This is a genomic window from Microbulbifer sp. CnH-101-G, from assembly GCF_052466775.1.
In genome coordinates this window covers 4,000,050-4,021,414 of the sequence record NZ_CP174292.1, presented here as the reverse complement: position 1 = coordinate 4,021,414, position 21,365 = coordinate 4,000,050, and the positions used below count along the sequence as shown (strand labels likewise).

At 54.8% G+C, this 21,365-nt stretch carries 21 protein-coding genes; 5 read left to right on the top strand and 16 right to left on the bottom strand.

Annotation, left to right across the window (positions count from 1 at the left end):
• Positions 1-119 precede the first annotated feature (119 nt).
• Positions 120-896: a ferredoxin--NADP reductase gene (locus tag ACJJID_RS17855; protein ID WP_152450420.1), complete on the bottom strand. Its 777-nt coding sequence runs from the start codon at positions 894-896 to the stop codon at positions 120-122.
• A 124-nt stretch (positions 897-1,020) separates the two neighbouring features.
• Between ACJJID_RS17855 and ACJJID_RS17850 the strand changes: the two genes are divergently transcribed.
• Positions 1,021-1,899 carry a LysR family transcriptional regulator gene (locus ACJJID_RS17850; RefSeq protein WP_444920628.1) on the top strand — a complete coding sequence of 293 codons (879 nt, stop codon included), beginning with the start codon at positions 1,021-1,023 and terminating at the stop codon, positions 1,897-1,899.
• Between the two features lie 44 nt (positions 1,900-1,943).
• On the opposite strand, the gene ACJJID_RS17845 is transcribed toward ACJJID_RS17850, so the two are convergent.
• The 10 genes from ACJJID_RS17845 to ACJJID_RS17800 form a co-directional block, all read right to left on the bottom strand.
• A complete protein-coding gene (locus tag ACJJID_RS17845; protein ID WP_444920627.1) occupies positions 1,944-2,438 on the bottom strand; it encodes a hypothetical protein in 495 nt (164 codons plus the stop codon).
• 139 nt (positions 2,439-2,577) lie between these two features.
• Positions 2,578-4,200: a M28 family metallopeptidase gene (locus ACJJID_RS17840; RefSeq protein WP_444920626.1), complete on the bottom strand. Its 1,623-nt coding sequence runs from the start codon at positions 4,198-4,200 to the stop codon at positions 2,578-2,580.
• 149 nt (positions 4,201-4,349) lie between these two features.
• Entirely contained in the window at positions 4,350-5,093 is a 744-nt protein-coding gene (locus tag ACJJID_RS17835) for a hypothetical protein (protein WP_444920625.1), read from the bottom strand.
• Positions 5,094-5,102: 9 nt separating this feature from the next.
• Positions 5,103-5,513, bottom strand: a complete 411-nt coding sequence (locus tag ACJJID_RS17830; protein ID WP_444920624.1) for an ACT domain-containing protein — start codon at positions 5,511-5,513, stop codon at positions 5,103-5,105.
• Between the two features lie 184 nt (positions 5,514-5,697).
• Positions 5,698-6,432, bottom strand: a complete 735-nt coding sequence (locus ACJJID_RS17825) for a hypothetical protein (protein WP_444920623.1) — start codon at positions 6,430-6,432, stop codon at positions 5,698-5,700.
• A 79-nt stretch (positions 6,433-6,511) separates the two neighbouring features.
• On the bottom strand, positions 6,512-6,997 hold the full coding sequence (locus ACJJID_RS17820; RefSeq protein ID WP_444920622.1) for a hypothetical protein: 486 nt from the start codon (positions 6,995-6,997) through the stop codon (positions 6,512-6,514).
• A gap of 276 nt (positions 6,998-7,273) precedes the next feature.
• A complete protein-coding gene (locus tag ACJJID_RS17815; protein ID WP_444920621.1) occupies positions 7,274-7,738 on the bottom strand; it encodes an ecotin family protein in 465 nt (154 codons plus the stop codon).
• Between the two features lie 45 nt (positions 7,739-7,783).
• A complete protein-coding gene (locus ACJJID_RS17810) occupies positions 7,784-8,908 on the bottom strand; it encodes a c-type cytochrome (protein WP_444920620.1) in 1,125 nt (374 codons plus the stop codon).
• Between the two features lie 181 nt (positions 8,909-9,089).
• Positions 9,090-9,776: a thiol:disulfide interchange protein DsbA/DsbL gene (locus ACJJID_RS17805; RefSeq protein ID WP_152450399.1), complete on the bottom strand. Its 687-nt coding sequence runs from the start codon at positions 9,774-9,776 to the stop codon at positions 9,090-9,092.
• A 229-nt stretch (positions 9,777-10,005) separates the two neighbouring features.
• Positions 10,006-10,680 (bottom strand): c-type cytochrome, encoded by a 675-nt coding sequence (locus ACJJID_RS17800; protein ID WP_444920619.1) that lies wholly within the window; start codon positions 10,678-10,680, stop codon positions 10,006-10,008.
• A 124-nt stretch (positions 10,681-10,804) separates the two neighbouring features.
• Between ACJJID_RS17800 and yihA the strand changes: the two genes are divergently transcribed.
• Positions 10,805-11,473, top strand: a complete 669-nt coding sequence (gene yihA / locus ACJJID_RS17795) for a ribosome biogenesis GTP-binding protein YihA/YsxC (RefSeq protein ID WP_444920618.1) — start codon at positions 10,805-10,807, stop codon at positions 11,471-11,473.
• 333 nt (positions 11,474-11,806) lie between these two features.
• On the opposite strand, the gene ACJJID_RS17790 is transcribed toward yihA, so the two are convergent.
• The 4 genes from ACJJID_RS17790 to polA all read right to left on the bottom strand — a co-directional run bounded on the left by ACJJID_RS17790 (position 11,807) and on the right by polA (position 17,770).
• On the bottom strand, positions 11,807-12,265 hold the full coding sequence (locus ACJJID_RS17790; protein ID WP_444920617.1) for a hypothetical protein: 459 nt from the start codon (positions 12,263-12,265) through the stop codon (positions 11,807-11,809).
• Positions 12,266-12,959: 694 nt separating this feature from the next.
• Positions 12,960-13,928, bottom strand: a complete 969-nt coding sequence (locus tag ACJJID_RS17785) for a ribose-phosphate diphosphokinase (protein ID WP_444920616.1) — start codon at positions 13,926-13,928, stop codon at positions 12,960-12,962.
• Positions 13,925-14,569 (bottom strand): dienelactone hydrolase family protein, encoded by a 645-nt coding sequence (locus ACJJID_RS17780; protein WP_444920615.1) that lies wholly within the window; start codon positions 14,567-14,569, stop codon positions 13,925-13,927. Before ACJJID_RS17780 ends, ACJJID_RS17785 begins: the two co-directional genes overlap by 4 nt.
• Before the next feature lie 462 nt (positions 14,570-15,031).
• A complete protein-coding gene (gene polA, locus ACJJID_RS17775; RefSeq protein WP_444920614.1) occupies positions 15,032-17,770 on the bottom strand; it encodes a DNA polymerase I in 2,739 nt (912 codons plus the stop codon).
• Between the two features lie 339 nt (positions 17,771-18,109).
• Here polA and ACJJID_RS17770 point away from each other — a divergent pair, with 339 nt between their 5' ends.
• Complete coding sequence (locus ACJJID_RS17770) at positions 18,110-18,406, top strand: hypothetical protein (RefSeq protein ID WP_444920613.1); 297 nt, start codon at positions 18,110-18,112, stop codon at positions 18,404-18,406.
• 106 nt (positions 18,407-18,512) lie between these two features.
• On the opposite strand, the gene ACJJID_RS17765 is transcribed toward ACJJID_RS17770, so the two are convergent.
• The gene (locus tag ACJJID_RS17765; RefSeq protein ID WP_444920612.1) at positions 18,513-19,511 is read right to left on the bottom strand and encodes a metal ABC transporter solute-binding protein, Zn/Mn family; all 999 of its coding nucleotides are present in this window, start codon (positions 19,509-19,511) and stop codon (positions 18,513-18,515) included.
• A 33-nt stretch (positions 19,512-19,544) separates the two neighbouring features.
• Between ACJJID_RS17765 and znuC the strand changes: the two genes are divergently transcribed.
• Positions 19,545-20,336 (top strand): zinc ABC transporter ATP-binding protein ZnuC, encoded by a 792-nt coding sequence (znuC, locus tag ACJJID_RS17760; protein WP_444922650.1) that lies wholly within the window; start codon positions 19,545-19,547, stop codon positions 20,334-20,336.
• Positions 20,337-21,146: a zinc ABC transporter permease subunit ZnuB gene (gene znuB, locus ACJJID_RS17755; RefSeq protein ID WP_444920611.1), complete on the top strand. Its 810-nt coding sequence runs from the start codon at positions 20,337-20,339 to the stop codon at positions 21,144-21,146.
• The last annotated feature ends 219 nt before the right edge of the window (positions 21,147-21,365 follow it).

The following is a 21,365-nucleotide window of genomic DNA, read 5'->3' as shown; positions in this document are numbered from 1 at the left end:
CACTTTCGAATCAGGATAAAAGGCAAGTGTTTCACATGGTCAGGATAGTTTCCACGATGGGTATTTCACCCATAAAAAAACCACCGCGCGGGTGGTTTTTCATCGCTGGACTGGCCAACTTATTTTTCTACGAAAGCGCGCTCAATCACATATTCGTGCGGCACGCCTGCACGGGTCTCCTTGAATCCCCAGTCATCAAGGATATTGGTGAGGTCCTTCAACATTGCCGGGCTGCCGCACAACATAAAGCGGTCTTCCTCAACATTTGGCTTGGGCACATCCAGATCAGTAAATAACTTACCGGACAGCATCAAGTCAGTCAGACGACCGGTATTACGGTAGGGCTCACGGGTTACAGTGGGGTAGTAAAGCAGCTGCTCACGCACCATCTCACCAAAATACTCATGCTCAGGTAGCTCCTTCTCGATCTGCTCCTGATAGGCCAGTTCAGAGACATAGCGCACACCGTGGGTAAGAATCACCTGGTCGAAACGTTCGTAGACCGTGGGGTCTTTAATAATGCTCATGAAAGGTGCCAAACCAGTACCCGTAGAGAGCAACCACAAGCGCTTGCCAGGTAGCAGGTGATCCGCAACCAAAGTACCGGTGGGCTTCTGGCTCACGTAGATCTCGTCGCCCGGCACAATCTTCTGCAGGCGGGAAGTCAACGGGCCATCGGGTACCTTGATACTGAAGAACTCCAGCTCATCTTCGTAATTGGCACTGGCAATGGAGTAGGCACGCAGCAGTGGACGACCGTTGTCCTGTTGCAGACCGATCATCGTGAAATGTCCGTTCTCAAAGCGAAAACCCGAATCTCGGGTGGTCTTAAAGCTAAACAGCGTGTCGTTCCAATGATGGACTTCCAACACCTTCTCTATATTCAATTTGGACATAAACTTAAAACCGGTTATTCCACGAGTCTCTTGATAGTTGAATTTTAGCCCTGGAAGATCTATTGGCAAAGTGGGATATTTCGATATTCCTTATCTATTTTAACGATCAAGTGGAGATTTCTCTTTGCGCTATACCTTGCGCCAACTGGAAGTGTTCCTGGCCTGTGCCCACCACGAGAATGTGAGCCGTGCAGCGGAGAGCCTGAGCATGTCACAGTCCGCCGCCTCCACCGCCCTGAAAGAGTTCGAACAGCAGTTTGAGCTGCGCCTGTTTGAGCGCACCGGCAAGCGCCTGCGCCTGAATGAGCTGGGTAGACAACTATGGCCCAAAGCGGAAGAGCTGCTGGAACGGGCACAGGAACTGGAACAAAGCCTGGCCAGTCATCGAGATCTGGGACGCCTAAAAATAGGGGCAACCCTAACCATCGGCAATTACCTGGCAGCGAACGTAATGGCGCGCTACATGGAGGAGCAACCCGGCACACGCGTGGAGCTGGAGGTCGCCAATACCTCGGCAATTACAGAGCGGGTGCTCAACTTTGAGCTCGACCTTGGGCTTATCGAGGGCGAATTTAATCACCCGGATCTGGAAATGATTCCCTGGCGCAGTGATGAATTAGTCGTCTTTTGCGCCCCCTCTCACCCCCTCGCCAAGCGCAAGCGCCTAACAGACAAAGATCTACTCAAAGCCACCTGGATTACCCGGGAGCCCGGTTCCGGCACACGTCAGACTTTTGAACGAGCAATGGTCGGATTACTTCCAAACCTTCATATATTGTTGGAGCTGCAGCATACAGAGGCAATTAAGCGAGCCGTGGAAGCTGGACTCGGTATCAGTTGCCTATCTAGGGTCTCTTTAGCAGACGCCCTGAAGCGGGGCTCATTGGTCGAATTGCCGGTATCACAGAGAAATTTTCACAGAGAATTTTATTTCGCTCTGCATCGGCAAAAATATAGGAGTTCGGGGATTGAGAGATGGTTAGAATTGTGTCGAAGCGTATAAGTAAAGAACCACCCAATAGGGTGGTTCTTTTTCCAAGCAAGTGCTTATTTTACACGCACCAGCTGAGATTTCATTTCTTCAGGAACTTCATCAATAGAAGCTATTGACAGGCCGCCCATAGGAGCAGCTGCAGTGTTTGGCTGCAGAGTAACATGTGCGGATTCTGGAAGTTTCCACATTGCACCAGTTGCAGGGTCAACAATCAACCAGCCGATTAGACCACCAACAAGGATATTACCAACGTACCAACCGTCCATACCCGCTTTAATCAAAAAACTCTGCTCGTTGTAACCAGCCATCTGGTATTTAACCGTATAGCTCGCAGAAGAGAAGAATCCATCAGATGCTGGCAGGGTAACAGTATCAGGGGTTACACCACTGTGAACGTCGAAACCCGCTTCATTGATAATGGTAAAATTTGCACCGCCTGGAGTGCTATTGATTGATACCGGATAGGAACTATCACTTACGATACTTGCACAACCCGTTGCCATTACTAATCCAGTAATCGCAGCCCCCAAAGCTAATTTTTTAAACATTTTTTATGTCCTAATACGGATAATATATTTTATTCATCGGTAACTAGCCGATAGGCTGCGCAATTTACCACAAACCAATAATTATCTTGTAAGAATTTATTCACAAACTATTTACAATCGGAGTAATAGTCTGTGTAACCTAATTAGTACCAAACAAGTCCCCAAAGAAATCCCCTTCATACCATGAAGGCTTATCCTCGGCATCTGCCACTTCACGGGCAATCAGATAGTTAACTTCGGTAAATTGCCTGGCCGCTGCGTAGTTCACCCCAGCATCGGGCGCATCTCCGGGTTTGTGATAGCTCTCTTTCAGGAAGGACACTTGCATAGCAGTGCCATCGATATTCGGGTCCTGTGCTTCGCGCCCAGTAATGAGGTAAATAGAAGGCACACCGCGGCGTACAAAATTGTAGTGATCGCTGCGTACGAAGATCACTTCTTCCGGCATGGGATCAGGGCTCAGTTTTAGGCCGCTACGGATTGCGGCGTTTTCGGCAACCTGGCCCAGGGAAGAGTGCTCGGCACCGAAGGCAATAATGTCGCGGAATGGGTAGAGCAGCATAGGCATATCCAGATTGATATTGGCCACGATGGACTGCAGGGGTACGGTAGGATATTCGGCAAAATAGTCCGAGCCGAGCAGCCCTTTCTCTTCTCCAGTCACTGCTACAAATAAGAGAGAGCGTCGCGGAGCCTGGCCGGATTCCGCAAACAGCCGTGCGGTTTCCAGCATGACGGCGATTCCTGCGGCATTATCCTGTGCGCCATAATAAATCTGGCCATCCTCTTTTTTGCCGATATGGTCCAGGTGGGCAGAGAAGACTACATATTCATTTCTAAGTACCGGATCACTGCCCGGTAATACGGCCACAACATTGGGGCTGAAAATTTCTTGGTGTTTAGAACTTGTGCTCAGCGCCGCGCGGTAAGGAAGCGCAAAACCCTTGGGGTTCTGACCTTTTTCCATATCGCTGAAGATAGCTTCCAGGCTCTGCTGGGTACCGCTGAAGAGTTTGCTCGCTGCATCAATGTTGAGCATCACACCGGGGTATAAGCCGGGGGTGGCACTGCCCGGCTCGCCCTTGCGGTTTACCCAGTCGAAAGTCTCATCGTGGCGATGCTCCGCAGAGCGCGCAAAGGGGCGACGCTTTTCACGTTCGGGTGTATAAAGGGTGATATAACCAACCGCGCCATGACGAGCGGCGGTTTCGCGCTTGTTGTAACTAGAAGCGTAGTGAGCCCCCACTTCACTGGGCAGGCTCTTGGGCCGACCACTCAGTATTACCGCGATCTTCCCTTTCACATCCAGCCCGGCGTAATCGTTCAGGCCATAGTCCGGCGCTTCAATTCCGTAACCGACAAATACCAGCTCGGCTTCCAGGCTAGCCTTCTCATTCACTGCAGAAGGTGAGGCGATGAAATCCTCACCAAAAGTAAAAGTGACCTCACTGCTCTTCCCTTTCACGACAAGACTGGGCTCGGCGCCATTCCAGCTGGCACTGCGGAAAGGCACATTTTGAAAGTACCCCTGCTCCCCTGCTGGGTCGAGGCCCATCGACTGAAACTGATCGGCCACATATTGCGCCGCCTTGAGGTAGCCCTCACTGCCCGTATTTCTTCCCGCCAGCTCTGCAGATGCCAGGTAATTCACATCCCAACTGATATTGTCGATATTCGCGCTGGGCGCTGTGTCAGTGGTCACTGCGGTGCAGGCCGCCAGCAGCATTGCCAGTAGGCCGCTGAGCAGGATTTTGCTTTTCATGGAAACTCTACTTCTCGAATAAATCATCGCGGTCAGCCAGATTGCACCAGCGCCGCGCCAAAAAGGTGCACAATCTTAACACGATCCGGCTCAATACAGGGACGCACAAAGTGAGCGATTACTCACCCTGAAGGGCTAATATTTAGGAACTAGGCCGCCTTGTAGAGACCAGGGAAAGCACGGTTCAATGCTGCGGTAACCTCCTCATGAGCCCGATCAGCACAAAACTCTCCATGGGCGGCCAAATAATGTAGGAATGGCAACTGCAGCAGGCGCTGAAAGTCCTCTTGCAGCCAACAGCGCTGGTCCCGGCCCTCGGGGGTCATTCGCGTTCGCCAGGCGGGCGGTACCTGCATACCGGCGCGTATGCCGGAAAGGCGCATCAGATTGCGGCCGCACCAGCTACAGCCGCTCCACTTTCCCCAATACTGCAAGGCATCACAGCCCAGTAATAAGCCGCCATTAAAGGGCAACCACCAAAAGGCCTCTGGATAACGGCTATAACGCAGTTCCAGAAACTGACTTCCCTGTATTGGAGAACTGCCCCCATCTTTCACCAGTCTGTCCGCACTGGGAGGATAAAAGTTTGAGCCGGACTGCCGCCAAAAAGTCAGGTCGAAGTGATCTCGGTAGTAGAGGTCATCCTGACCGTGGTGATAACCCAGTCGTACCGCATGGGAAATTCGGCCTAGATCCTGCAGCTTCTCCTCCTGGGCTGGACGCAGGCGAATCGGGTTCACCAGTACCAGCTCCTCCTGCCAGCGCACTATGGCCATATTCCGATTGATAGTGACCGCCGGAGCCAGTTTGACAGTTCCCGGCACATAGAAGAGGTCAGGTAGTAGTTGGCGAATTTCGCCGTGGGGCTGAGGCTGGGGATAGTTGATACTCACAGCGAAAGCTCAGGTGTAGTACACCCGATTACTAAGCCCGCGCAAAAGCTGTAGGGCCTGTTGCGCGCTCTCTTCCGGGACAAAGACGTGATCGTGACGCAGGGCGTTTACCATATTGGCCACTATGCCCGCATCGGCGAGTTCTCTCGTGACGGTTGCGGTAAGGCCCACCGCACTGAGACCGGAAAAGACCTGCAGGGTGATTTGTCGAAAGGGCCCGCTGGAGGCAATTCCATACTGTTGCGCCAAGCACTTGGGTAAAATTGCGCTCATGCCCTCACCTTCACGGAAAATACACAGGCTTTGCGTCAAGACTTCTTCGAGCCGGGCATCTGACACTTGGCAAAAAACGTAAGTTTCCTCTTGTAATTTAGGGCACATATTTCTCAGAATATTTGTAAGAGAAACTTCTTCAGTCATACCCGATTTGCCATTGAAAAACCTGCTTTATAACCACACAGTAAGCGGGTGCCCGGCAGAGACCATATCATTCTCTTCTCCACAGGAATCGAATCCCACGGAAATACGACATGGCCATAAGATCTGGATGATCAGTACTCTCTGTCAGTGACTCACACCACTACTGTCTCAATGGTTTTTTATTTTAATTTCGCTTACGCCTATTCACGTTTTTTTTTGTCGGTTTTTTTAATTCTTCACCTTCCAGCTCAGGTTCACCCGGTGCTGGGGAGGTATTCACTTCTAAATCGGGGGAGTCTTTTTTCTCCCAACTCTGCAAGACTCGATCAATCGCTTTTTCTAAGCGCACATGGGGGAATTCCGGGCAGGGCGCACCCTTACCCGGGTCGTGCCAGGCGGACAGTGGTGCAACAAATACCACCAGGGATTTGTGCAGGCGATCGCGTCCAATACTCACCTCGGTCCAAGTGGTTTGCCAGGCAAATTTTCCTCGCACTGAATAATCGCTCTCATAGGACTTCAAGGTGAGGAAATAGGGATAGATTTTCCCTCTACGACAAATGATTCTACGGCCGGTCTTTATATTGGCCATCTGTGTAAAAGGGTCAAAATACCAGTGAATATCGTAACCAAAGATAAATTGCAGTTTTCCATCTTGGGGGAGAAAAGCGTAGGATCGGCCAGTACCATCAGATTTCAAGCTCCATACATGCCGCGCCTCCCCATCCCGGGAAATGAGCCAGGCACCAACCCATTGACTGGCATTTAAGCGGGATTGAGCTTGCCAACCGGCATTCCGCTGCTGCGTCTTTTTCTCCTGTTCGCTCTGTTTCTCCTTTTTTTTCTGCTCATCCTTAGCAAAAGCGGAAACAGCTGTGAGCAAAAATACCAGAGCCATCACCAGGGTTCTTTGCATCACAGCTTTACTCCAGTATTCGACGCTCTCCTCCCTGAGTGGAAAATTCCTATTTTATTTTTAATGAGTGCTAATCAAAAAATCAGCTGGCAATGTTGGGACAGTTGCTCCCGGCCTTAGGAGTGTTCCAGCCACTCAGGCGGCGCTGGAAACTTAGCAAGCCGCCGCCCGCCTGTAGCCAGTGCCGCCCATCAATCACCGCAAATAACAGGGTGGAACGACTCCAGCCGCGAAACGCTACCGAAACTACGCCGCCTTTACAGCTAACGGATGCACCGGTACGCACCCGCACACGATCGCCATCCAGTTGCCAATTAATGGCGAAGCCATGGGTCAGCCTGCCTCCGGAATTAAAGCCATAGGCATAACCGGAGCCATCAGCATTAAGTTGCCACACTAATTGGTCGTCTCCCTCACTCACCACCAACCAGTTGCCCGCCCATTTTTGTTGAGCTGATTCCGCTGTTGCCGCCAGCGGCAATAGCAAAAAAAGCATCAGGGCAATGGCACAACTTTGTAGCGGGGATACACAAACAGGATTTAAAGGGGGATTACGCAAATACTTCATGCGCTGCTCTACCGTAGGTGCTCCACGGCAAAAACCGCGGAGTAGGGTTACTGTGAACGGCGGCTGGCGTCACCGCCAATATTCCTGTCCGGTTAAGGCCACAGGCCAAAAAAACCGGCGTGAAAAATCGCACAGGCGTTATTTTTCACATCCCTTGCTTAGTAAGGCTAGACGCAAAATCCCACAGTGGCATTAGAAGCATTAAAAATATTTATTGAGGCGCCACTGTGAGGGAGTGGAATTAGGCAGGCAGGTGGAGTGGGTTTAAGGAATACCTTACTTAGACTGTGCGTCCGACAGATTTTTATCCGCCCGCCACACACGGTATTTCAGCTGTACACCCTCTGGCAGATACACCACCAGAGGCTGGCTACTGGTATAGGGCAGTATCAGTCCCTTGCCGCGCACGCGGATAAAGCGGCGGGATTCAGAGTCGGGTCCACACACCTTACTGGTACCCTGCGCGGGCTTCAGGTCCGCCAGCACATAATAGGGATAACCCCAACCCGGCAATACCTGGCGCTGTAAAGGTGCGTTGAAACTGCGAAGGTTACAGTCGGCCAGTGCATTTTTACCCGGCACCAGCTCAACCATAAAGCGGCTCTCATCGACCACCTTGGGCAGCTCTATCACATGGCGATATTTCCCTTCTACTTCTGACGGGAAAGCATCCAGAGGCTCGGCCGCCTGAAGCGGCAGTGCATAATAGAGGATAAGGGCGGGCAATAGGGATCTTGCCATGGTGACTTCCTCACGGCTGGACAACTGACCTGGCGCACAAGCATCTTAAAGTCTAGACCGCTTTCTCCAACGCAATCCCCACCAAAGAGAGAGCCCAAGCGCTAGCGCCAATACAAACAGCAGCGTCGCCCACAGATAACTGATGCTGCTGCCCGGCATCGGTTCGAGCCGTGCTCTGGCCCTAGCCAGCAAAGTGCGTAAATTTTGTATAGAAGCAATCACATCCGTGTTGGGTGCGGCAGAGATCACTTCCCGCCGCAATTTTTTCCATTGCGCTTGAAGCTGTCTGTACAAAACCCTGTCTCGTAACTCAATGGACTGCTGCAGGGGCTGGTAGCCCTCGCGATAGGCGAGCATCAGCTTGTGGTAAGCGCCGGCGTTATCTCCTCCCCGGTAATCGGTTTCCGCCAAGAGCAGTAGCCCCTCGGCACGGGCCAGAGGATGTTCGAGGGAGCGCACCAAGTGGGGATGCCCCCTCCACCACATCAGGGCATTCCTGGCATCAGTGGGCAACTCGACCGGGCGGGTGACCGCCATACCCGGCAGTCCGACCAGGGCCGGGTAGCGCTCGGCAAGATCAGCGGAAGGTGGCAGTTGGTTCTTCACAGCAAGGGCGGCAGCGGTTACTGCCAGCGCCCAGCGTTGCCGGCTATCCAAGTCGCCATCGACCCGATTGCTATGTACCGTATCCACGGTGGGATCGAGGGTATTGTAGAGGTCGTAGAGACTGAAACTCGCCATACGCGTAGCGTCGCGCAGGTCTGGAACCGCGCCACCCCCCTGCCCCCAGCTACCGTGGCACCTGGCACAACGCTGTTGGAAAAGGGGTGCCGCTAGGTTGGCCGCGGGCAAAGACTGCGTGGGGGAGCGCTGCATCTGATAGAGAGCCGCCAATCGATCGGCGATCTCATTGGCCCTCCTGCGCACAGCATCAGCGTCATCGCGACGGCCTATCGCCTCCTGCAAGGCTCCAATACTGCTCTCCAAAGCGGAACGGCCAGGTTTGTCTGGTAGTTGCCGTACCAGCTCCAACGCCTGAGTAGCATGGTGTTGTTGCAATCGATAGAGGTCTGTATCGAGGATTCGGTCATCATCGACAGAGTCCCCATAATCCACAGCGATATAGGAAAGCAGATTGCTCGCGCGCGCGGCCAGTCTGTCATTCTCCATTGTCTGCTGTGCCCATAGGGACGGAAAGGAGAGAATCAGCAAGCACAAACAGATCCATAGATATCGCAAAGGTGACTTCCTGTTCCAGGCTGCTGCGGTAGAAAATGGGCTTACTCAAGTGTGGCAAACGTGCAGATACAAAAAACCCCGCACTGGGCGGGGTTTGTTTTTGGCTGGGCTATCAGCCTCGGTCGGCGCGTTCTTTAGCAATCAGGTAGTCCGCTACCTGCAGCATCAATTCCTGTCCGTTGCTCTTGCCCTTGTAACCCGGCAGAGAGGAGCTGATACGGTATTTGCCGGCCACAACCACTTCCGGAGTGCCAGTCATCTTATAGGCGCGCTGGTTGGCCACACCCTGCTTAACCTTGCTGTTGATGGCGAAGGAGTTCATCAGTTTGGCGGCCTTGGCACCATCGGCACCGTGCTTATTGAACAGGGCTTCGATAGCGGCCAGGTCGGGCTTAAAGTCACGGCCTTCGCGAATCGCCAGCATTTGACGCTGGTTGTAAATGGTATTGAACAGAGGGGTGTGCATTTTATCCAGAACGCCCATGGCATCCGCCACATAGAACAAACGGGCATGAACATCCATCACCGGCTGCCAAATTGCCGGCAGCTTCACCAAAGCGACATCACTGGGCATTTTTTCTTGCCAGCGATCCAGAGTCGACTCGAAGTGGTAGCAGTGGGCACAGCCATACCAGAACATCTCGGTCACTTCGATCTTGTTGGCATTTTTCTGCGCTACCGCCTGTGGCAGCACCTGGTAATGTTGGCCGGCCTTAAACTCTCCGCTTTCCTTGGCGCAGGCAACAAGGCTGAACAATACAGCGAAAACCATTGTTATAGGGGCGAGCACTGCTCTCATAAGTCTTCTCCAGCTTCTATATTCGTGGTTCGAGCGCCTGATCTGGCGACATACTGTCGGGCCACTGAGGACACAATAGACAGCGCTGATTATTTAAGTTCCCCGCGCCGGGCGCAAGGCGAGGTCGCAAATGTGGCAATACTTTACCCAATTCCCACCCCCATGCGGGAGCGTCGGACACAAAAAAGGCCGGTGTGTGACCGGCCTCTCGTTGCTGTGGCTAACCGATTTAGTCGGTCAGACCAGCGATGTAGTTGGCAACCGCCTTGATCTCGGCATCGGAAAGCTGTTTGGCCACGGTGCGCATGGTGCGGACTTCACCATCATTGGCACGAGTGCCCGCACGGAAGGCTTTCAACTGCGCTTCAATGTACTCCGGATACTGACCGGAAAGACGCGGATAACCTGCAGGGGCATTGCCCTGGCCGGTGGGAGAGTGGCAACCCATGCACGCCGGCACGCCAGTTTCCTTGTTGCCGGCGCGGTAGAGCTTGCGGCCCAGGATCAGGCTATCGACACTGTCACCGCTATTAAGCATCACCGGGAAGGCGGTAGAGCCAGTCAACTGCATTGGCTGGGAGGCGAAGTAGGCGGCGATATCCTGCAGGTCCTGGTCGTCGAAGTTATCCAGCTGACCGATCATCTGCGGTATGTCGCGGGCCTTCTCACCATTAGGAGTACCTTTGATGTCCTGAAGCTGCTTGTACAGGTATTTTTCACCGAGGCCGGCGATTTTTGGGAAAGCCGGCGACAGGCTGTTGCCATCAGCGCCGTGGCAGGCGGCGCACTGGGCGGCCTTAGCCTTGCCCGCAGCAGCATCGCCCGAGGCCATTGCAAAAGGTACGGCCCCCAAGCCGAAAACCAAACCGAGTGCCAGAGCAGTGTTCTTGATAATGCTGTTCATACGTCGTCCCGTTGCGCGCTGAGATATGGCGTTTCGTGTCGCCCCCGATAGTCCTGCGACGCGAAAACCGCGGCATTATATACTTGCGCGCCAAGCGAGTGTACTGAATCAGCAGACTTAAACGATGCCAATTAACAAATTTGAAGCCCAGCCACAAAAACTGAACTATCGTGCCATACGATTTCTCACCAGCGCCCCTACTCTGGCCGAGTGTCCGGAGGACATTGGAGCAGAGGTCGCCTTTGCCGGTCGATCCAATGCCGGTAAGTCCAGCGCCATCAATGCCCTCACCGGCAACAACAAGCTGGCGCGCACCTCCAAGACCCCCGGACGCACGCAGCTGATCAACTTTTTCAGCCTGTCAGAGGACCAGCGCCTGGTAGACCTACCGGGTTATGGTTACGCCAAGGTCGCCCGCAGCATGAAAGACGAGTGGCAGCGCCACCTGGCCGAGTATTTGGAACAACGCACCTGCCTGCGCGGCCTGGTACTGTTGATGGATATACGCCAACCCCTCAAGGAGTTCGACCTGCATATGCTCACCTGGGCGGTAGAGGCGGGCCTGCCAGTACATATCCTGCTCACCAAGGCGGATAAGATGAAAAATGGCCCGGCCAACAACGCCCTCTTCGCCGTCGAGAAAGCCCTCAAGGAACAGGAGCTCAGCCGCGGCGTCACCCTGCAGACCTTCTCTTCGCTGAAAAAAACCGGGCTCGACAAGCTGGAGCGCAAACTGAACACCTGGCTGGCGCCTCAACCAGAGTCACCCGAACCGACTGAGGCAGAGCCCTGAGGCGAGCGCCCGGAAGGGACTAATTCCGGGCACGCTCCTTCGGCCTGCTCTGATTGTTGGGCAATAAGCCCAAAACTCTCAATATGGCGGCAGTCGAGAAGGTCGGGGACTCCAAGACCACCGTATCAGTTCGGCTCCTCCGAGGTGCTGTCCCCTGTCGGCGTCAGCGAGCGCAGCAACAGCTGACGCAGGCGCCGGCGCGCCTGGGGCGTAGCGCAGTGCAGCGCCTCCGCGCAGAGGGCTCGCTGTGCGAGCAGATCCAGGAGGGCATCCTCGCGAATAGAAACGGTCAGCAGGCGCGGGGACTCTTTTGGTGCCGCTGCCGGCTCTGCCTCAGTGCAGCTGCAGGCTTGCCCCACCGTGGGATACGGGTTTTCCCCCGGCAAGAAGGAATTCCGGCTTGCCATCTCCATCCGAATAGAGCGCGCTGATACAGTCAGCGGCAAGCTGCTGTTTATCGCGATCTCCCAGCTGGCGGGCGAGGACAGAACTGGCTCCCACAAGGAGGTAATGGTGGTGTTTTTCATCTCCCTGATTCCGGTAGGCCGCCATCAGTTGGGCGGCACTGTCACTAAAACGCGTCGCAGAGACGGCATAGCTGGGCCACTCGCGTGTGAGTAACATCCCAGCCACATCAAATGCGCAACCCAGATAGGGAATCGCCTCACTATGGTTCCCCTCTTCGCAAAGCATCCTGCCGCGCTCCATCCAATCCAACCACGCCTGTTCCGCACGATCAGTGTTATCGATCAACCATTGGCGGTGGTTTGCACATAGGTAACGTAAATTCACGGTAACCCCCCTGTTAGATTTAAACCAAAGATAATGAGAAACATTATCATTTGCAAGCGCATTTGTATTTAAACAGTATGCTTTGAGATAGTCGGGGGGTGCCAAAATCCAGGTATAAAAAAAGCCGGCAGATGGGGGCTGCCGGCTAGGGGTCAGTGCCCTTGGGGTGGGGCACTTGCCAGACGCACCCAGGGGGACGGGTACGCCTGAGGGTTCCTCTAGTATGCAAACACTTTGCATATTGAAAGGTTAGGCTGGCTCAGATTTGTTTCCCAGCCAGAAAACACCACGATCAGAGGTCTGCGAATACTATGCCCTTTCTCTGCCTATTTCCGGAAATAGATTCCAAAGCCAGCAACAAATCAGTGGCCGTGGAAATAGTTCGCCAGTAAAACTTTTAAAAATCCTCTTTCGCCCAGACAAAAAAAACCCCGGTTTTGGGGAATTCCGGGGTTAAAAAGCTGAACGCTTAGGGGTTAGGGAGCAACAATGATCTGTATTCTTCGATAGGGCATTTGCCCTGTTGGTTCCCATTTCTTAAGTAAATAAATGTAAACGCAGCTCAAGTGCGGGAACGATAATGCGTGATATTCGTGGGTCGGATGCTCAAAAAATGATTGATGCGCCAAAAGCAGGCAAAACCACAAAAAGTCGACGACTGCTTTGTCGATAAGAGGCCTTTATCGGTAAAAAGTTAAAGAGTGAGCTCGCTTACCGGGCCGCAATCGTGCAGGCGCCGAATCGCTTCCGCCATCAAGGGCGCACAGTCGAGCAAGTGAAAGTTCTGCGGCAAATGTAACTGGGGCAGAGAGTTGGTCACTGCCACAGCCTCCAGGGGCAGTTGCGACAAGTCCGCAAAAGCATCTCCACTAAATTGGCCGTGGCTGGCCAGCGCCAGGATACGCTGGGCTCCGGCCCGCTGCGCGGCTTCAACTGCTCGAGAGAGTGTTGCGCCACTGGCGATAAGATCATCCACGATCAACACGACCGCCCCGCGCACCTCTCCCACCAGGGTGCCACCACTGATCTTCTCACCCTGACGGTACTTCTCCACGAAGGCACTACTTACCGGACGCCCCAGACGTTCACTCAGTGTCTCGCGCAATTTCTCTGCGCGTTTGATCCCCCCCTCATCTGGGGACAAAACCACCAGGGGCCGCGGCTCCGTCTTCAGTCGGCCCAGCGCAAACTCCAATAACAAAGGCTCCGACAGTAAATGCAGAGTGCGGCAACGAAAGGCATTCTCATAGGCAGACAGGTTGTGGGCATCGAGTGTCACTACCACCTGGGTACCCACGGCCTCCAGTAGGCTGGCCAAATAGCGGGTCGGAAGCGGATCGTGTAACTTGGTGCGTCGATCTTTGCGCCCATAACAGAGATAGGGCATTACCGCGGTAATACGCGCAGCACCGGCATCGCGTAAAGCGCCGATAAAAAACAAACAGCGCAGCAGTTTTTCATCAACACTGCTGTATTGCTCCCTGTGCAGGGATTGCACCAGGAAGACATCCGCTCCCTCGACATCATCCAGGGGGCGCACCTTGTGCTCACCATCGGCAAAGCAGCGCTCCTCATGCCGGGCCAGAGGTTCACCCAGGGCCGCAGCCACGCGACCGGCAAAGTCGGCGCCGGCATCCAAACTGAATAGCTTCAATCTACTCATAGCAGGCTCGCGCGAAACCAACGCACGGTCATACGCACCACTTCATCCATGGCTCCAGGCTCCTCAAATAAATGGCCGGCGTGGGGTATCAGATGTAAACGGGGCTCGTTGACCATATGCTGGAGGGCTTCTTTATTCAACTCCAATACCTGCTTGTCATCGCCGCCCACCAGCAGCAGTGTGGGCGCCTTGACCAGAGGCAGGTCCGACCCGGCCAAGTCCGGTCTGCCGCCCCGTGAAACCACCGCGCCTACCAAAGATGGTCGCTCGGCGGCGGCGATTAGCGCTGCCGCAGCCCCGGTGCTGGCTCCGAACAAGCCGATAAGCAGAGCCCGGGTAGTTTCCCCCTGCGCCGCCCAATCGATCACTTCCACCAGACGCCGGGCACTCAGGTCGATATCGAAGCGATATTCACTGGTGGCTTCGTCCGCGCGGCTCTCTTCCTCGCTGAGCAGGTCGAATAGCAGTGTGGCAAACCCGGCATCGTTCAGACGTTTGGCCACGGCAATATTGCGCGGACTAGCGCGGTTACTGCCGCTGCCATGGGCAAAGATCACCAGTGCACGCGACTCTTGAGGCAGCGTGAGAGACGCTTGCAGGGTTTTATGCTCCGCTGCCAACGCAATAGTTTTGCTCTGCATCAATGGTCCTCAAGACTGACAGGCGCTGGTGGCGATTGATAAGCCTAGCCGCCAAGACGATATGTCATACGAATGGATTCTCTGTAGTGCTCAGACTAGACCAGATGAGCGCCAAGGGGTCTGCGTGAGTAGCTTGTGTCACTTAAACCATGAAAAACGTGCGCTGTGGAAGGAGAGTGAGCGAAAGACAAAAAAAATGCCCCGGACTTGGGGGAGTTCCGGGGCAAACATCTGACTTCCTTGGGGGATGATGACGCATTCCAACGATCTTGCCTTTTTAGAGGGGCTGTCGCCGGAACAGTTCCACGGTTTTCCGCAAAGAATGTAAAAACGCCGACTAAAACACGCTTATTGGCGCTTATTTCATTAAATAGGCGCCCATTAAGCCTTCTTGTACCGGTGTCTCTATCTCAGATCCCCCTGAACATTAATGAGTGCGCCAAAGGCGCTGCACGAAAAAACTCAATGCGCCTCATCCCAGTTCTTGCCACGCCCCAGGTCGACAATCAAAGGAACATGCAGCTTGGCCGCGCCCTGCATAATTTCCTGTACGCCGGAGGCCACCGTCTCGACTTCATCCTTGGGCACCTCGAGCACCAGCTCATCGTGTACCTGCATAATCAGTTTCGTCGACAGCTGCTGTTCTTTAAGCCAGGCATCCACAGCAATCATGGCGCGCTTGATAATATCTGCGGCGGTGCCCTGCATAGGCGCATTGATGGCGGTGCGCTCGGCCGCTTGGCGCTGCATGCCGTTGCGCGAGTTGATCTCAGGCAGATACAGGCGGCGACCAAACAAGGTCTCTACGTAGCCCTTTTCCGCCGCCTGCTTGCGGGTATCTTCCATATAGCGCAACACACCGGGATAGCGCTCAAAGTAGCGGTCGATATAGGTCTGGGCGTCAGCGCGTGGGATATCCAATTGCTTGGCCAAGCCAAACGCTGACATACCGTAAATCAGGCCAAAGTTGATGGCTTTGGCGCGACGGCGCTGTTCATCACTGACTTCATCCAGCGCCACTTCAAAGACCTCTGCAGCAGTGGCGCGGTGAATGTCGGCGCCGTGGGCGAAGGCATCCACTAAACCCTTGTCCCCAGACAGGTGCGCCATGATGCGCAGCTCAATTTGTGAATAGTCCGCCGCGATAATTTCACTGCCGCCATTAATGCGCGGATCCGCGGTAAAGGCACGGCGGATGCGGCGGCCCTCCTCAGTGCGGATGGGAATGTTTTGCAGGTTGGGATCACTGGAAGACAAGCGTCCGGTAGCGGCCACCGCCTGGTGATAAGAGGTATGCACTCGTCCGCTGCCGGGGTCGATCATTTTCGGCAGCTTATCGGTGTAGGTATTCTTCAATTTGGCCAGGCCGCGATACTGCATGATCAGCGCCGGTAGCTCGTGGTTGTGGGCCAGTTCCTGCAGCACCGCTTCGGCGGTGGATGGCGCCCCCTTGGGGGTTTTCTTGATCACCGGAATCTGCAGTTTCTCAAACAGAATGACTCCCAGCTGCTTGGTGGAACCCAGGTTGAATTCCTCACCGGCCACCTCGTAGGCCTTTTGCTCCAGATCGCGCATCTTCTGCTCGAGTTCGGCACTCTGCTCAGAGAGCATTTTCGCATCGATGTAGGCGCCGTTGCGCTCCATGCGCGCGAGCACCGGCAGCAACGGCATCTCGATTTCATCCAGCACCTCCTGCAAGCTTGGCTCCCGTTGCAAGCGCGCGCTCAACTCATTGTGCAGACGCAGTGTGATATCCGCATCTTCAGCGGCGTAGGGGCCAGCTTTATCCAGCTCAATCTGGTTGAAGGTAAGCTGCTTGGCGCCTTTACCGGCGATATCCTCGAAATGTACCGTGTGTTCGCCCAGGTATTTAAGTGCCAGGCTGTCCATATCATGGCGACTGCCGGTGCTGTCTAATACGTAGGATTCCAGCATGGTGTCCCGCGCGATACCGCGCAGCGCAATGCCGTAGTTCGCCAGGATATGGCTGTCGTACTTGAGGTTTTGCCCAACTTTCTTCTGCTTGTCGTCTTCCAGCAGAGGTTTCAGCTTGGCGAGAACCTCATCGAAGGGCAGCTGCTCGGGTGCGCCCATATAATCGTGAGCCAAGGGCACATAGGCGGCGCGGTAGGGCTCTACCGCGAAAGACACCCCCACCAGTTTTGCCTGCATATAGTTGAGGCTGGTGGTTTCAGTATCGAAAGCAAAGATCTCTGATGCCTTGAGTTGTTCAAGCCAAGTGTCGAATTCTGCCATCTCGGTGACGATGATGTAGTCCCGCTCAACGGCCTCGGCCATCGCCTCTTCAGACTCTTCACTGGTCAGTTCTTCCAACCAGCCGCGGAATTCATTCTGGGTGAACAGTTCTATCAATGCCTCGGTATTGGGCTCCGCGTTATGCAGGCCCTGCGGGTGATAGGTCATCTCCACATCCGTCTTGATGGTGGCCAATTTATAGGAGAGTTCCGCCGCCTCGCGGTGTTCGGCCATCTTCTTTCCGAGGGTCTTGGCACCGCGGAATCCCAGCGGCGCAATGGCATCCAAGTCTGCGTAGATATTCTCGAGACTGCCCAGATTTTGCAGCAACGCCAGAGCAGTCTTCTCGCCTACTCCCGGGACACCGGGAATATTGTCGGACTTATCCCCCATCAAGGCGAGGAAGTCGATGATCAACTCCGGTCCCACGCCGAACTTTTTCACCACTCCCTCACTGTCCATCTCGGTATTGGACATGGTGTTGACCAGGGTGACGCCGGGGCGCACCAGCTGTGCCATGTCTTTATCACCGGTAGAGATAATCACTTCCTGCCCCTGACGCTGGGCTTCCAGGGCCAGGGTGCCGATCACATCGTCCGCTTCGACTCCATCCACCACCAGACGCGGCAACCCCATGGCATCAATAATGTCGTGGATCGGCTGAATTTGTTCGCGCAGGTCATCGGGCATCGGCGGGCGATGGGACTTGTACTCGGCAAACATTTCATCGCGGAAGGTTTTGCCCTTGGCATCAAACACCACTACCACCGGGCTGTGCGGATGCTCCTTCAAATGGCGGCGCAGCATGCTGATGACACCGCGCACCGCGCCGGTAGGTTTGCCCTGGCTGGTAGTCAGCGGTGGCAGAGCGTGAAAAGCGCGATACAGGTAGGAGGAGCCATCCACCAAAATCAGCGGGGCGGCAGGGGGGCTTTGTTTAGTCATAAATCTCGGGATTCTGTTGTTGGTCCTGTCGGGCGCTCGCGGCGCTGGATTGGCCGATAGGATACCCCCCTTTACACAGTTTTTCCGCTCGCTGCCGCGAGACAAACTATTTACCGCCGCCACATATCCTTGCGGCAAAGCCAACTCACCTCGACGCTGAGTCGACAACAATCGACGCAGTAACCTCACCAAATGCTCAGGCTTGTCTAGTCTTGCCGGTAGCGACTTTTACTAATCGCCAACTCCCCGGAAACAAATGCCATTGGCCACCCACAGGTGGCACAGGGTCTTTTGTTTCCGCAAAAAGTTACCCACGAGTGTTAAGGAAGGATTCTTATTATGAGAGGAGTGATGTACGCCGCCCTGCTATTTGCCGCCCCCGTTTTGGCATCGCCGGTAGCCGCGGTCTCCGCCTGTCAGACGGAAAAGACTCAGGAAACTGCCTCCACTACAGCAGGACATGCGCAGGCGCCAGGTCACGAGCTGATGTTGGAGGAGGCTACCAGGGAGCAGAGCGAAGTCTTGTTTCAACGCCAGATGCGCCACCTGGAAAAAATGCGGCGCAAGGCCGAGCGTGATTCAGTGCGAGCGGAAAAACTTCAGCAGTTAAAGAATAAATCCGGTACTGCCGGTTAATTGCTTTACCTATGATTCTGGCCCGATCTCCCTGCCATCGGGCCATCTTTCAATTCCTTTTCAAGTTCGGGTTCAGGTCGAATCACACTCCCGGGGGATTATGAATTCACTGCTCACTTTGATCGGCTTGATCAGATATCTCATTGAGACAACCGCGCGCCTGTGCCAATAAGGACTCAATCAAATCGCGATAGCGGGCATCGGGCCCCAGTTGTTCGCCTAGAGGGTCCAACGCGGCATATTTCAGCCCCAGGTGTTCCGCCAGCTGTCGGTCGCGGGTATTTTCAGGGACTTCTCCAAACAGACAACCCTGCCCCACCCCACTGAGGTCCAACATGGCGCGAGCGCCGTGACCGCCACCGCTACTGTTCCCTAAAGCGCGGGTTTCCACCCCTGCGGAACCAAAGAAATGCCCGTAGGCATCATGGGTCACCACTATGGGGACATCTCGGTATGCCCACAGAGCCCGGTCCAATACTTTCTGCAGACTGGCCATTGATTGAGAAAAATCTCGTGCGCGGCTGCGGTACAGCTCCGCCTGCTGCGGCTGTAACTGCGCCAGGCGCTCGGCGATCAGAGCCCCCGCTAATGCCGCGTTGCGCGGGCGCAACCATAAGTGGGGATCAGCTGCGTTGGCCCCCTGGTACTCATACTCGGTTGCGCCCAATAACTGCAGCTGCCTCTCTTCGGATAAAGAATTCACCTGCCCGGCCAACAGCCCCTCCATCTGCGGCCCCAACCAAATCATTAGTAGGGACCGTTCCAGACGTGCCCGATCAGAAACACTGGGGGCGTAATGATGGGGATCAGCCCCCTGGATAAGCACATGCACCGGCAGATTATCACCGGCAATTTCCCGAGCAATCAGCGCCAGCGGACGCACGCTCACCACTAGCTCCGTACGCTCGACGGGCTGCGGTTTGCCACAGGCCAACAGGCTAAGGCAGAGCAACAACAGGGCAAAAAAGGAGAAAACACGCGAAGAGGGGGACATGGGAGACATTTGGCGACGTAAAACTGCGATATAATCACAACCGGCTTCGCGCCGCCAGTCCGACTGGCTGCAGGCTCTCTCGTCGAGCCCTCGCAAGGAAGCTACATACATACGGATTTTCACGCCCGCCCTGGAGATTTTGCCCTGAGCCCTTCCCCGCCGCTAATTACCGCCGACTGCGTCGCGCTGCAACTCGCCGGCCGGCAACTGCTTCGGGACATCTCCGTGGAGTTGACCCAGGGTGAGATCGTTACCCTAATCGGCCCCAATGGCGCCGGTAAGACCACCCTACTACGACTGTTATTGGGCTTGAGCAAACCTACGAGCGGCACTGTCTGGCGCCAACCGGGCTTGCGAATAGGCTATATGCCGCAGCGTCTGCATATCGACAACTCCATGCCGATGTCTGTGCAGCGCTTCCTGCAACTGGGGCAACCGGGAGTAAAGGCTGCCCAAGCCCAGGCCGCACTGGATAGAGTGGGTGCCGGGCAGTTGTTACAGGCCAGCCTGGCAAATCTCTCCGGCGGAGAGATGCAAAGAGTTCTGCTCGCCCGAGCCGCCTCCCGCAAACCGCAATTACTCGTGCTGGATGAGCCCACTCAGGGTGTCGATGTGGGCGGACAAAGCGAGCTGTACCAGTTGATTGCCACCCTGCGCGATAAGTTGGGCTGCGGGGTGTTGCTGGTGTCTCACGATTTACATCTGGTAATGGCTGCCACCGATAAGGTGCTGTGCCTCAACCAGCATATCTGCTGTCACGGCCACCCCGAACAGGTGAGCAGAGATCCCGCCTACCTGGCGCTCTTTGGCGACAAAGTGGCACCCTATACCCACCAGCACAACCACCAGCACAAACTGAGTGGCGACATCGCCAGCGAGTGCAACCACAATCACTCGGATACAGAGCCGAGTGGCAAAAATAGAGAGCAACAATAAGTGGTCGAGTTCGGCGAATTACTGCACAGCCAATTTCTCTGGTATGCCCTGGGCGCCGGTCTGCTAGTCGCTCTGGTTAGCGGTCCACTAGGCTGTTTTGCCGTCTGGCGGCGCATGGCCTACTTCGGTGACACACTGGCACACTCAGCCCTGCTCGGCGTCACTCTCGGCTTTGTACTGCATATCATGCCCACCCTCGCCGTTGGTGCAACCTGCTGTTTGCTGGCGATTCTACTGGTGTACCTGCAGCGCAGGCAGAAATTAGCCGTGGATACCTTATTGGGGATTCTCTCCCACTCGATGCTGGCTCTCGGTATTGTGACGGTCAGCCTGTTCGAAATTAAGGTGGATCTACTCTCCCTGTTGCTCGGCGACTTGCTCGCCGTCGGCAGCCAAGACCTGGTGCTGATGTCTATTACCGCAGTGGGCATCCTAGCTCTGCTCTATTGGCTGTGGGAAAAACTATTGGCCTTCACCCTGCACGAGGAGTTGGCCTCGGTAGAGGGCGTGCCGGTAGAGAGAATTCGTATGGCGCTCATGCTGATGTTGGCCCTGCTAATTGCCATCGCCATGAAAGTGGTTGGTGTGTTGCTGATCACCGCCCTGCTGATAATTCCCGCTGCCGCCGCGCGCAGGCTCTCGCACACCCCGGAACAAATGGCGCTATTGGCATCCCTGATCGGCTGCCTCGCCGTAGTATTCGGCTTGCTCGCCTCTATTTTATGGGACACCCCTGCGGGCCCATCTATTGTCCTCGCAGCCGCGGTGTTTTTTCTCTGTAGCCAGCTGCGTCCACTACAGAATGACTAGCTTACTTTTAAGCAGTATTTGATCCCTGCTTACCATTTCCAAAGCACCGCCATTAACTGGCTTGGCGTTTAGTTCATTAAAAAAAAGCGACCCACTTCACCCATTCATCGTCAGGGCCAGTGGCCAGCTCTGAGCTAATTGTTTCAGTTTTCAGCCATTGCTAGTGTTGCTCGACGACCAGCCAATTTGGGCCAGTCACGGACTATGACAATAAAAAAG

Excerpts from the sequence above, each read along its gene's own strand:
- ACJJID_RS17780 (WP_444920615.1), bottom strand. The coding sequence starts at position 14,569 with ATGCAGAGCAAAACTATTGCGTTGGCAGCGGAGCATAAAACCCTGCAA.
- ACJJID_RS17840 (WP_444920626.1), bottom strand. The coding sequence starts at position 4,200 with ATGAAAAGCAAAATCCTGCTCAGCGGCCTACTGGCAATGCTGCTGGCG.
- ACJJID_RS17805 (WP_152450399.1), bottom strand. The coding sequence starts at position 9,776 with ATGAGAGCAGTGCTCGCCCCTATAACAATGGTTTTCGCTGTATTGTTC.
- polA (WP_444920614.1), bottom strand. The coding sequence starts at position 17,770 with ATGACTAAACAAAGCCCCCCTGCCGCCCCGCTGATTTTGGTGGATGGC.
- ACJJID_RS17810 (WP_444920620.1), bottom strand. The coding sequence starts at position 8,908 with ATGGAGAATGACAGACTGGCCGCGCGCGCGAGCAATCTGCTTTCCTAT.
- ACJJID_RS17785 (WP_444920616.1), bottom strand. The coding sequence starts at position 13,928 with ATGAGTAGATTGAAGCTATTCAGTTTGGATGCCGGCGCCGACTTTGCC.
- ACJJID_RS17815 (WP_444920621.1), bottom strand. The coding sequence starts at position 7,738 with ATGGCAAGATCCCTATTGCCCGCCCTTATCCTCTATTATGCACTGCCG.
- yihA (WP_444920618.1), top strand. The coding sequence starts at position 10,805 with ATGCCAATTAACAAATTTGAAGCCCAGCCACAAAAACTGAACTATCGT.
- ACJJID_RS17820 (WP_444920622.1), bottom strand. The coding sequence starts at position 6,997 with ATGAAGTATTTGCGTAATCCCCCTTTAAATCCTGTTTGTGTATCCCCG.
- ACJJID_RS17830 (WP_444920624.1), bottom strand. The coding sequence starts at position 5,513 with ATGACTGAAGAAGTTTCTCTTACAAATATTCTGAGAAATATGTGCCCT.
- ACJJID_RS17845 (WP_444920627.1), bottom strand. The coding sequence starts at position 2,438 with ATGTTTAAAAAATTAGCTTTGGGGGCTGCGATTACTGGATTAGTAATG.
- ACJJID_RS17800 (WP_444920619.1), bottom strand. The coding sequence starts at position 10,680 with ATGAACAGCATTATCAAGAACACTGCTCTGGCACTCGGTTTGGTTTTC.
- ACJJID_RS17855 (WP_152450420.1), bottom strand. The coding sequence starts at position 896 with ATGTCCAAATTGAATATAGAGAAGGTGTTGGAAGTCCATCATTGGAAC.
- ACJJID_RS17770 (WP_444920613.1), top strand. The coding sequence starts at position 18,110 with ATGAGAGGAGTGATGTACGCCGCCCTGCTATTTGCCGCCCCCGTTTTG.
- ACJJID_RS17765 (WP_444920612.1), bottom strand. The coding sequence starts at position 19,511 with ATGTATGTAGCTTCCTTGCGAGGGCTCGACGAGAGAGCCTGCAGCCAG.